This window comes from Brevibacillus sp. WF146 (assembly GCF_001673705.2).
Taxonomy (GTDB): domain Bacteria; phylum Bacillota; class Bacilli; order Brevibacillales; family Brevibacillaceae; genus Brevibacillus; species Brevibacillus thermoruber.
The window spans coordinates 2,476,333-2,488,062 of sequence record NZ_CP109943.1; the positions used below are offsets into that span (position 1 = coordinate 2,476,333).

The window sequence follows — 11,730 nt, forward strand, 5'->3', positions numbered from 1 at the left end:
CAAGTGCCAGGGCAAATCCCGCCCCGCTGCCACTCCGTTTATCGCGGCAATCACGGGCCAGATAGCCAAGGTTCATACCTGCCATGCAATTGCCCCCTTGCAACGTCCACGTATGATAAACGGGTCCTGAAACCATTATATTGTCAGAATATAACTGAAATTACGGATAGTACAGGTCGATTGCTTACCTACCGCAAATGGCTGGCAAAAAAACCGTTGAAGTGGATGAGTACAGAGAGGCTTGTTTGATTTACCATAAAGAAAAGGAACATCACGAATTTTCTGTATCCAAAGGAAAGGGGAACGAAAATGGGAAACCAGCATCATGCCGTTCGCGTGGCTGTCGTCCAGGCTGCCTCCGTCATCATGGACCGGGAGGCCACGACCCAAAAGGCCGTCTCGCTAACCTTGCAGGCGGCGGAAAAAGGAGCGAAACTCGTCGTATTTCCCGAAGCATTTATTCCCGCCTACCCGCGCGGGCTTACATTCGGAACGACCGTGGGAAGCCGATCGCCCGAAGGACGCCAGGATTGGCTTCGCTATTGGGAAAACTCGGTTCCCGTGCCCAGTGAAACAACGGAAGTGCTGGGAGAGGCCGCGCGGAAAGCCGGCGTCTATCTCGTCATGGGTGTCATCGAAAGAGACAGCGAGAGCAGCGGCGGTACCCTGTACTGCTCCGTCCTGTTTTTCGGACCGGATGGAACGCTGCTTGGAAAACACCGCAAGTTAAAGCCGACCGCTTCCGAGAGAATTATCTGGGGCGAGGGTGATGGCAGCACGCTGCCGGTTTTGGATACCCCGTACGGAAAGATCGGGGCCTTGATTTGCTGGGAAAATTACATGCCGTTGGCACGAGCAGCCATGTATGCGAAAGGCGTCCAGATTTATATCGCCCCGACAGCCGATGCGCGTGATGTGTGGCAGTCCACCCTTCGTCATATCGCCCTGGAAGGAAGGTGCTTCGTGCTATCGTGCAATCAATATGTGACAAAGGACATGTATCCGACCGATTTGGCCTGCTATCACGAACTGGAATCATCCCCGTACGAGATGTGCAGGGGAGGCAGCGCAATCGTTGGCCCATTGGGCGAATATCTCGTGGAACCTGTGTACGGCCGGGAAGACATCCTGATCGCCGATCTCGATTTGCGGCTCATTGCCAGCAGCCAATTCGATTTTGACGTCGTCGGTCATTATGCCAGACCCGATGTTTTTCAACTGCTGGTAAACGAAGAGAAAAAAGAGAGCGTCACATGGGTGCGTCATTCCCACTGACCATCGCATGAACCAACGCATTCGAGCAGCGAGAAAGGAACGGCTGATTTCCAGAAAAAAACGCCCAGCGTGTAGACCTTGTCCCTCCGTGCCTAGTCTACACGCTGAACCCTTGATGAAACAGGGGTTTTCTTTTTTGTCGCGGAATGTGCCGGTGATCTGCATGAACGCCCTTTGTGGTTATTCTTTGACGGTAATGGTGCCCTCAAACAATCCCATTCCACAGGTATATCGATAGGTTCCGGGTTTTACTTCCTGCAGCAAAATGGAGGTGTCCTTTCCTGGCTCCAGGATGCTGTTTATTCCCAATTCTTCCGAGAACACTTGCCGCAAGCAATCGGCATCTTCCTCCGTCCGGAAATGAATCCTGGCAGGAATGCCGGCTTTTACTTCAAGATGTTGGGGGCTGTATCCGGAAGCGCTCACGGTAATCGTAGCTTCTTGAACATCACCCATGATCTCGGCCTGTGCCGAAGAATGACTGCCAGCCTCATGCGAACTCGCTTGGCTCACGCCGAAGAGATCCGATTTTACGACAAACAGCCCACCTGTGAGGGCGATCAGTCCCACCATCATGCCGACACTGCCGAAAAACGGCCGTTTCCCTTCGTTCTCTTCCTTTTTGGCTGTTCCTGTCTCTTCCTTGATCAACTGCAGCAGAACAACCATCACGGCCGCGAAGAGGATATTGATAAACCAAACCATTGCGGTGGGAAAGACGAGCATTACACCCAGCATGGCTCCCATCATTCCGCCCATGATCCCCGCCAGCATCCCGTCCATGGCCGCCATCAAGCTGACGGGTTTGCCGGCTGAATAACCGGCGATCATCCCGGCCACAACAGCTAAAATGGTGGATTTCGTCACGTCATGATGCATATACACACCGATGAGAATCCCCAGCGTAAGGCTCACCATCATTCCCAGGGTCATCGCGATCATCATTCCGGCGATGCACGTCAATTTCTCCCGCCGTTGATAAATCACAAAGACGATAGAAGCAGTGATCACCAAGATCCACAGCACATTCACGACTGTCACCATCATCCCCCCAAACTCATGAGCAGCGCCACATGGAGTTTCCTGCCATCTGGACAATACACACCTTTCACGTTTGGTTTGCAAACAGATGTAGCTTCACAGCCTGCATCCACGACTCCTGATCATGGACATCGACAAAACGATCGACATAAGGAAGCGCTGTGCTCATTCCGGTAGCGACAGGTTCGTATCCTTCTTCACCCAGCAGCGGATTGACCCATACGATTTTGCCGACCAGCCCGGATAGCGTGTCCATCGCACGTTTTAACACGTGGGGATGTCCCGTGTCATATCCATCCGAAACAATGATGAGGCATGTCTGTTTCCGCAGCAGACTGCCATACCGATGCGCCAGTCGAGACAGACAAAACCCGATGCGTGTGCCGCCTTTCAACTCGATCAATTGTTCAAAGGGGATGCCATGAACAATGTGACGTGATAACAGCGGTGTAATCCGCTTGATCTCCGTACTAAACACAAACGTTTCCACACGTGCCCTGGTGTGCAAAAAGGCCCAGGCAACCGTGGTGAAAAAATCGGCATGCGGTTTCATCGAGCCGGAGATATCTGTCACAATCACAATTCTCGGGCGAGCCCTTCGATATTTGCGTTTATAGATGACCAGAGGATCTCCCCCATTTTTCATGGCATGTCGGATGGTTCGCCGAAAATCGATGGGAAACCGCCGTCCCTTTTCCAAGCGCCGACTGCGCGGGCTTTCAAATTGAAGGACCGCTTTTCGGGTCCAATACAGGATTTGTTGCAACTGCCCCTCTTTCAGTACGCGAAGCGCGTAGCGTTGACCATGATTGGGGTTGTATGCGCGAAGCATGGCGCCTTCAATCTGCAGGGACGACGAGGTTTCAGCGGAGCCGCTCCCCGACTGCTGCAGCTCGGTATCGCCTTCCAGCACGGTTGTCTGTTTCCATTCGTGCTGGACAACGCCGAAATGACGCTTGAACAGACTCGGAAATATCGCCCATTCTGCCGGATTTTTCACGTAGATGGAGCGCATGGCATCCATCACTTGTTCCATCGACTCGATCTCAATGGCCGATAAGGCCTCGATTGCCGTCAGGCTTTCGGGAGTCCCTACTCGAAATCCGTACTGTCTGAGAAACGGAGCAAAACTCTGCACCTGCTCGATAATCCTGCCGGACAGCAGACCGATCTGTCTGGACAGCACCTCTAGGACTTCCATAACAGGGCCAACCCTTTCTGATACACAAACTCCATATCTTCTTGTGTCTTCAGAACACATCCCAGGGTAAGGGAGATGCTTTCCTCATCCAGCTCACGTACATCCAATTTCTCGATGGCCTGTGCCCAGTCAATTGATTCGGCCATTCCCGGCGGTTTCAACAAAGACCACTGCCTCATTTGACGCACGGCGCGCGTGATTTGACGGATCAGCTCTTCAGCCAATCCCGGCACACGCAGCCTGATGATTTCCACTTCGCGCTCCAGGCTCGGATAGTCCAGCCAAACGTATAAACAGCGCCTGCGGAGAGCATCCGACAGATCCCGGGTACGATTGGATGTCAGGATCACCATCGGGGGCTGTTGAGCGCGGAAGGAACCGATTTCCGGAATCGTAATCTGAAATTCCGCCAAAAATTCCAGCAGCAGCGCTTCAAACTCCTCATCAGCGCGATCCACCTCATCTATCAATAAAACAGGCGCGGGCTGCGACCGCAGCGCTTTTAAAAGCGGACGCTCGATGAGATACTCTTCGGTATAGATATCTGTTGAGATTTTTCGCTGTTCGTGTCCTTCGATGACCGTGCGCGCGGTGAGCAGTTGTTTGGGATAATCCCAATCATACAAGGCATGGGCAGCATCCAATCCTTCGTAGCACTGCAACCGGATAAAGTCAACACCGCGAATCTGCGCCATCACTTTCGCCAATTCCGTTTTTCCAACGCCGGCTGGCCCTTCCATAAGAACAGGGCGCCCGAGACGCCCCGCCAGGTACAGTACGGTTGTGAGTGCCTGATCCGCCACATAACGGGCTCGGCGCAATTCTTCCTGCAGCCTATGAATATGTTCGTTCATTCTGCCTCCTCATTTGTCACCGCCACTTCGCTCTTCAAGGAAACCAGCGCATTTCGTATGTTCTCAAACACTTGTTCGGTAATCTTCCGAGCCTGCCCGTCAATCAAGCGTCCTCCTATCGTGGCAATCGGCCCGCTGACCACGACGTCGCAGGTCCATTTCAAAAGGGTACCCTGCTCCTCTTCCAAATCTTCCAAACGCATGTTTGCGTTCATATCAACCCCGCTTCCCATGCCTCCCCCCTTGACCGACATGGAAGCCGACTTGCCCTCTTCCTCTACCGTAATACTGTTGGCCAAATCAAAAGCGCCGCGAATAGGGCCTACACCGACACGCACTTTGGCCCGAAAATGGTGGTTGTCGGATACGTCCATGCTTAACAAATCAGGCAGGCACGGTCCCACCTTGTGCGGGTCCATCAGAAAATTCCAAACCATGTCGCGGGATACCGGGATGGTAAAATCTCCACTGTAAGTCTTCATTCTAAATTCCTCCTTCGATATCAACGTTAGACTTCTACCGTACATGCATAGGTTTCAGGATGTTTCAAGAATTCCTGGCGGCAATGCGGGCAACAAAAGCCATACTCCTTGCCCTGGTATTCCGCTTTATGGAGAGTCGTGTTCAAATCCACCACCATGCGGCAGATCGGATCAATCACCTCCCGCCGGGACTTGTTTTCTGTCACAGGCGGCGTCGCAGGCGCAAGGGTCTGTTTCTTCCTTCGGGATTCGATGATTTCCGCCAAAATCGTAACCGCGATTTCAGCCGGATCGACCGCTCCCAAATCCAATCCGGCCGGAGCCGAAAGGAAGGAACAAAACGCTTCCGAAACTCCTTGATTCTGCAAATCTGCGAGTACCGCTTCTCGTCGTCTGGGACTTGTGACCAACCCCACATACGAAAGGGAAAATCCCTGCAGCGCCCGGAGGCTTTCCGTGTCATAGAGCCCCATCGAAGCGACAACCACATACGCTCCCGGTGACAAATGAGCGCGGATGGTTTCCGTGAAACGGGACAGGTCGTCAGCGCCATCAGACGACGCATGGTCCAGTGCCACGGATTTTACCTGAAAATCCAGGTGGGCCGCTATTTTTTGCAAGGAATCAGCGATGGGGGAATGACCGATCACCAGTAAAACGGGCGCCGGGAGCTTTGGCTCGATAAACAATTCAACGGTCCCCTCCGAGTGGCAGGTCATCGGCAAGACGGTTATCCCGTCCGTTGAACGAAGCTGCGACGAATCGGACGTGATCAGCACAAGCTGGCTGGTCCCATTTTCGATGCATGTCAATGCTTGTGAAATGACAAGGGATTGTATGCATTGACCGCCAACAAAACCGATCATCTCTCCCGCTTGGGTAACCAATGCTTTTGCGCCAACAATCGCGGAAGAGGGTTTTACGGTTCGAACCACGGTAACCACAGCGAACGGTTCCTGGGCTTCTTCCAATCGAAGCGCCTCTTGCCAGATCTTATCCATATCGGGTGTCTGACGGGGAGCAGTCCCCCGTCAGACCATCCTCCTCTCATGCGCAGGACTTCCTTTTTATTCGGTGACCCCGTTCTTACGCAAAATCTCCCACACTTTCCAAGGGAAAATCGGCATGTCGATATGCTCAACACCAAACGGAGAAAGCGCATCCACAACAGCGTTGACGAAGGCGGCCGGAGAACCGACATTCGGTGATTCGCCCACTCCTTTTGCCCCGATCGGGTGATGCGGCGATGGGGTAACCGTCCGGTCTGTTTCCCAATGCGGGGAATCAAGCGAAGTCGGAACGAGGTAATCCATCCAGTTCGGTGCCAGGCAGTTTCCATCCTCGTCAAACGGAATGTCCTGCATGAACGCAATGGCAAACCCTTCCGTCAGTCCACCGTGTACCTGCCCTTCCACGATCATCGGATTAATCACGTTTCCGCAGTCATCCACAGCCAGGAAACGGCGTACTTTCACCGCGCCCGTACCTGTATCAATATCCACAACCGCAATATAAGCCCCATGCGGGAAGGTCAGGTTGGGCGGATCGTAATAATACGTGGCTTCGAGACCAGGCTCCATGCCCTCCGGCAAATTCGTATAGGCGGCCAAAGCGACTTCCCCCATCGTAACCTTGCGGGACGGGAGCCCCTTTACTTCGAACGCCTCTCCATTCCACGAAACATCCTCTTCCCCCACTTCAAGCAGATGCGCTGCGATCTTCTTCGCCTTTTCCCGAATTCGCCGCGCACAGAGAGCCGCCGCTCCTCCTGCTGTCGGGGTACTGCGGCTCGCATATGTCCCCAAGCCATAGGGAGCCGTATCGGTATCCCCCTCTTCCACCAACACGTCATCCGCGCTCAATCCCAGTTCTTCTCCGATGATTTGCGCAAACGTCGTTTCATGCCCTTGTCCCTGGTGCCGTACGCCCAGTCGGGCAATCACCTTGCCGGTCGGATGCACGCGGATTTCAGCACTGTCAAACATTTTGATCCCCATGATGTCAAACGAATGGGAAGGACCGGCACCCACCACTTCCGTAAACGTGGAAATCCCGATGCCCATCAACTCGCCGCGCGCGCGCTTCTCCGCCTGTTCCTTGCGCAGTTCATGATAACCGATTTTCTCAAGCGCCAGCTTGAATGTTTGCTCATAGTCACCGCTGTCATAGGTCCATCCTGTCGGAGACTGGTAGGGAAACTGTTCTTTCTTGATAAAATTGCGCAATCGCAGTTCGGCCGGATCCATGTTCAACCTTCGTGCCAAGACATCCATCGTTCGTTCGATCAAATACGCAGCTTCCGTGACGCGGAACGAGCAACGATAGGCCACTCCCCCCGGCGCCTTGTTGGTATAAACGCCGTCCACTTCCACAAACGCCTGCTGAAAATCATAGGAACCGGTCACGATGCTGAACAATCCGGCAGGAAACTTTGTAGGGTCCGCCGCAGCGTCAAACGCGCCGTGATCCGCAATCGTTTTCACCCGCAGCCCCAACACCTTGCCGTTTTCGTCCGCGGCGATCTCCGCCTTCATATGATAATCACGGGCGAATCCCGTGCTTGCAATGTTTTCCGTACGGGTTTCAATCCATTTGACCGGCTGGCCCAGCTTCAGGGAGGCAACGATGGCACACACATAGCCCGGATAGACAGGAACCTTGTTCCCGAACCCTCCGCCAACGTCCGGAGAAATGACATGAATCTTGTGTTCCGGCAGACCGGTTACCATCGCCAACACCGTTCGATGCGCATGCGGCGCCTGTGAGGTGACATACCAGGTCAATCTACCTGTCCCCTTGTTGTAATCAGCGATACATCCGCATGGTTCCAGCGGGGACGGGTGTACCCGTTGAAAACGCACGTCCTGACTGACCACCACCGGAGCGTTTTGAAAAATCTCTTCTGTCTTTTCCCGATCTCCTGCTTCCCAGTGCCAAATATGGTTGCTCTTCTTCTCGCGGTCGTCCCGCAGTACAGGAGCATCCGGCTGCAAGGCGCGGAACGGGTCGACTACGACCGGCAGCGCCTCGTATTCGACCTCGACCAATTGGGCCGCATCCACTGCCGCAGCGCGGGTTTCCGCAACGACTGCCGCCACCTCTTGATATTGGTACAGCACCTTGTCGGTTGCCAGTACCATCTGCACATCTCCGGCCATGGTGGGGATCCACGCCAGCTTCATCTTTTCCAGATCCTCACCGGTGATGATCAATTTCACTCCGGGAACCTGATAGGCAGCGTCAGTATTGATGCCGGTAATCTTCGCATGCGCATAGGGGCTGCGGACGATGCTCATGTACAGCATATCGGGCAGCACGATATCGTCCACATATCGCCCCTGTCCTCGAATAAACCGGGGATCTTCCTTGCGATGAATCGATTTCCCCATCGGCCGAAGTTCACATTGATTAATTGCCACTGGGAACCACCTCCGATTGGTCGTTGGGAACCTTGTTTTGCTCCGCCATCTGACGCCCTGCTGACTGGATCGCCTTGACGATGTTCACATAACCTGTGCACCGGCATACATTACCTGAAATTCCTTTGCGAACTTCCTCCTCCGTAGGAAACGGATTTCGTTCCAACAGTTCACAGGCTGTCATGATCATTCCCGGTGTACAGTACCCGCATTGGAGGGCATGCTCTTCCCAAAATGCCTTTTGCAGCGGATGCAGTTCACCGTCACGTTCGAGTCCTTCCACCGTCAGGATTTCTTGGCCGTTCGCCTGTACCGCCAACACCGTACAGGATTTCACCGCCTTTCCGTTCAACAAAACGGTGCACGCGCCGCACGTTGTCGTGTCACATCCGACGTGCGCCCCCGTCAGTCTCAGATGTTCCCTCAGATAATAGACCAGCAACGTGCGGGGCTCGACATCCGATTCATACACACGTCCGTTTACCGTTACACGCATCTGCATAAAATCATCGTCCCTCCCAGTTTCATACTGAAAACCTGTATCCAGCACGTACAGCTAGCGGAGTTCATCGGCAATTTCTTCAAGACCTCGCTTGACAAACACCCGTACCAGGTCTCGCTTGTACTCGGCGCTTCCACGGAGGTCCGTAGCCGGATTCGCGTCTTCCTGGGCCAGGAGCGAAGCCTGTTGAATCGTTTCCTTGTCAAGCGAGCGACCGATCAGCCATTCTTCAGCCTTTTTGGCCCGAACAGGAACATCGCCGCATGCGCACAAGCCAATACCGGCATCCAGAATGGTTCCGTCGTTTGCTTTGACAACCTGCAGCGCCACCCCCACAATCGCAAAATCTCCCGCTTTGCGTTCCAATTTCATGTAGCGTGCTCCTACGCGGCCTATGGGGGAAGGGATCAACACGGCCGAGGCAATCTCATCGATCTCCAGCGATGTTGTGAAGGTGTCGACAAAAAACTCGTCAATCGGAACACGCCGCACACCGGATGGACCGATTACCTCAACATCCGCACGCAGGGCAATCATCGCGGCTCCCCAGTCCGAACCCGGATCTGCATGGACGAGAGAGCCGCAAATGGTCCCCCGATTCCGAACCGGTACGTCCGCAATCCATTCTGCCGTTTTCGATAAAAGCGGGTAGCGCTCCATCAAATTCCGTTCCTGTTCGAGATCGGCATGTCTCGTCAGCGCCCCGATTCTCAAGTACCCATTCTCTTCTCGCCAGCCTCGCAAATCGTCAAGTTGATTGATGTCAATCAAAATGGGCGGCATCGCTACGCGCAGCTTCATCATGGGCAGCAAACTTTGACCGCCCGCCAAAATCTTCGCATCGTACCCGTGTTTTTGCAGTAAGGCGATCGTTTCGTCTACGGTCGTCGGTGAATAATAATCAAATGCAGTTGGAATCATAAAAAAAGAATCCCTCCCTTTACCGACTTAGAATTCTAATAATTATGACTGTTTTGAATTAATCCCAGTATACCACGATACCTGAATCATTAGAATATTGAAAATTTAATTCATGCAGATTTTTTTGCTAGATCATCATGACCTTTCAGGTTTATCCGGTATGTCGCAGCACATTGGTTATGCTATCAACCGCTCCCGCATTCTGCTTTTGAACGTTCATTTCTCATTTTCGTTATGCTATAATGACTATCGTCACAAAAATTAACAAAATATTTTATTAATTCAAACAAAACTCAGAGAAGGGTGTACGCATACCCGGCGATTGCCGATATCCTATTTCATGACGTAAGGAGGAAGCGATCATGTCGCGCATTCAAGAAGCACGAGATGTGTTGCAAAACATGAAACAAGCCTGGCAGCGCAATCAGCAAACATGCTTGTTGATGATTACGGAGGTACGTGGGTCGGCTTACCGCCAGCCTGGTGCCAAAATGATGATGGCAGCGGACGGACAAAGGTTTGGTACATTGAGCGGGGGCTGTTTGGAGAATGATCTGTTCGAATGGTCAAAAGAAGCCATAAGTCAAAACCTCCCGATCACCAAACAGTATGATCTGAGTGAAAATGACCTCTGGACGTTGGGGATCGGCTGTAAAGGATCCTTGGAGATCTTGATTGTTCCTGTCGATCCCGAGGACAGCTTCTGGCAAACAGCCCTCACCGTCATCCAAGAAGATCGCCCCCTTTCCCTGATCCTCGAAATTCCCACGGGTATTCGCGTCCTGCTTGATTCAAACGGAAATGGCTGGGGGGATTTGGCTCAGTTACCAGACGAGGTTCGGCAGCACGCATTGGATCGGACCTTCCAACGCACGCGTGCAGAAGTTCTTTCCCTCGGAGATCGCCGTTTTGTCATTGATACCATGAGGCCCAATGAACACTTGATCATAGCGGGTGCCGGTCATGATGCCGTCCCCCTTGTATCTGTCGCTGCGCAAGTGGGATTTCATGTAACCGTGTTAGATCCCCGGAAAGACTTTAACAACGGCTTTCGTTTTCCGGCCGCATCCCATCTGGTCGTTGAACCAGATGCAGCGGACCCTGCAGGTTTGCAGGATAGCTGGTGGGTCATCATGAATCACCAGCAGCGCCGAGATGAAGCCTCGTTAGCGCTCGCACTGCGAAGCAACCCTCGCTTTGTCGGTGTGTTAGGCCCCCTGTCCCGCACCCAGGAAATGCTTGCCAACATCGGAGCGACTCTGTCGAGCGGCCCTCTGCGCGCACCAATCGGACTGGATGTAGGCGCCGAAACGATTGAAGAAGTTGCGATCAGCATTATTGCGGAACTGATGATGGTCCGAAGCGGCAGCAGCGGCAGGCCCCTTCACGGCCGAACGAAAATCCATGCGTAGAATCGGTGCGGTGATCCTGGCCGCAGGCATGTCGCGTCGAATGGGGGTGCCTAAATTATTCCTGGAGGTTCACGGCAAACCATTGTTTCGTCATTCCGTTGAATGTGCCCTCCAATCGCAGCTTGATCCCATCCTCATCGTCGGAGGAGAACATGTTCACCTGCTTCATGAGCATACCAGGGATTTGTCCGTAGAAATCATCAAAAATTCAGAATACGCCAAAGGGATGGCAACTTCGCTGCAGCGAGGAGTCGAAGCGCTGGCAGGCCGGGTCGATGCCTTGCTGGTGTTTCTGGCCGATCAACCGTTTGTTCCCCCCATGTTGGTCAGGAAGCTGCTCCAAACGTATGCGGATTGGCGATCGCATGGAATTCAGATCGTGCGTCCCCAGTACAGCGGCATACCCGGGCATCCCGTATTGTTTGACGCGGAATTGTTTTCAGATTTTTCGGACTTAAAGGGTGACGAAGGGGGGCGCCTGATCATTTCGCGCCACGCAGCGAAACTGAAACTGATTCCCGCTGAACAATCCCTGTGGGGCGCTGACATCGACACACCGGACGATCTGAAGAAATGGGAAACGTCTTTTCCTCCAACATAAAGGAAAAAACGCAGGTACGCCT

Annotated in this window: 11 protein-coding genes; 3 read left to right on the forward strand and 8 right to left on the reverse strand. The window is 53.3% G+C overall.

Going from position 1 to position 11,730, the window contains the following annotated elements; genetic code table 11:
- Positions 1–309: 309 nt before the first annotated feature.
- Positions 310–1,275, forward strand: a complete 966-nt coding sequence (locus A6764_RS12310; RefSeq protein WP_065066372.1) for a carbon-nitrogen hydrolase family protein — start codon at positions 310–312, stop codon at positions 1,273–1,275.
- Positions 1,276–1,455: 180 nt separating this feature from the next.
- Here A6764_RS12310 and A6764_RS12315 read toward each other — a convergent pair whose 3' ends face one another.
- The 8 genes from A6764_RS12315 to A6764_RS12350 all read right to left on the reverse strand — a co-directional run bounded on the left by A6764_RS12315 (position 1,456) and on the right by A6764_RS12350 (position 9,695).
- Positions 1,456–2,322 carry a cupredoxin domain-containing protein gene (locus A6764_RS12315; protein ID WP_065066371.1) on the reverse strand — a complete coding sequence of 289 codons (867 nt, stop codon included), beginning with the start codon at positions 2,320–2,322 and terminating at the stop codon, positions 1,456–1,458.
- Positions 2,323–2,383: 61 nt separating this feature from the next.
- Positions 2,384–3,517, reverse strand: a complete 1,134-nt coding sequence (locus A6764_RS12320; protein ID WP_065066370.1) for a vWA domain-containing protein — start codon at positions 3,515–3,517, stop codon at positions 2,384–2,386.
- Positions 3,505–4,371: an AAA family ATPase gene (locus tag A6764_RS12325; protein ID WP_065066369.1), complete on the reverse strand. Its 867-nt coding sequence runs from the start codon at positions 4,369–4,371 to the stop codon at positions 3,505–3,507. The genes A6764_RS12320 and A6764_RS12325 overlap by 13 nt, the downstream gene beginning before the upstream one ends.
- Complete coding sequence (locus A6764_RS12330) at positions 4,368–4,853, reverse strand: SRPBCC family protein (protein WP_065066368.1); 486 nt, start codon at positions 4,851–4,853, stop codon at positions 4,368–4,370. Before A6764_RS12330 ends, A6764_RS12325 begins: the two co-directional genes overlap by 4 nt.
- A 26-nt stretch (positions 4,854–4,879) precedes the next feature.
- Complete coding sequence (locus A6764_RS12335) at positions 4,880–5,824, reverse strand: XdhC family protein (RefSeq protein WP_176703214.1); 945 nt, start codon at positions 5,822–5,824, stop codon at positions 4,880–4,882.
- A 96-nt stretch (positions 5,825–5,920) separates the two neighbouring features.
- Positions 5,921–8,272, reverse strand: a complete 2,352-nt coding sequence (locus tag A6764_RS12340) for an aerobic carbon-monoxide dehydrogenase large subunit (RefSeq protein ID WP_065066366.1) — start codon at positions 8,270–8,272, stop codon at positions 5,921–5,923.
- Positions 8,262–8,774 (reverse strand): (2Fe-2S)-binding protein, encoded by a 513-nt coding sequence (locus A6764_RS12345; protein WP_035289752.1) that lies wholly within the window; start codon positions 8,772–8,774, stop codon positions 8,262–8,264. The genes A6764_RS12340 and A6764_RS12345 overlap by 11 nt, the downstream gene beginning before the upstream one ends.
- Positions 8,775–8,828: 54 nt before the next feature.
- Positions 8,829–9,695, reverse strand: a complete 867-nt coding sequence (locus tag A6764_RS12350) for an FAD binding domain-containing protein (protein ID WP_029099741.1) — start codon at positions 9,693–9,695, stop codon at positions 8,829–8,831.
- Between the two features lie 362 nt (positions 9,696–10,057).
- Between A6764_RS12350 and A6764_RS12355 the strand changes: the two genes are divergently transcribed.
- Both A6764_RS12355 and A6764_RS12360 read left to right on the forward strand, forming a co-directional pair.
- Complete coding sequence (locus tag A6764_RS12355; RefSeq protein WP_065066365.1) at positions 10,058–11,107, forward strand: XdhC family protein; 1,050 nt, start codon at positions 10,058–10,060, stop codon at positions 11,105–11,107.
- Positions 11,100–11,708, forward strand: coding sequence for a nucleotidyltransferase family protein (locus tag A6764_RS12360; RefSeq protein WP_065066364.1), 609 nt, complete (start codon positions 11,100–11,102; stop codon positions 11,706–11,708). Before A6764_RS12355 ends, A6764_RS12360 begins: the two co-directional genes overlap by 8 nt.
- The last annotated feature ends 22 nt before the right edge of the window (positions 11,709–11,730 follow it).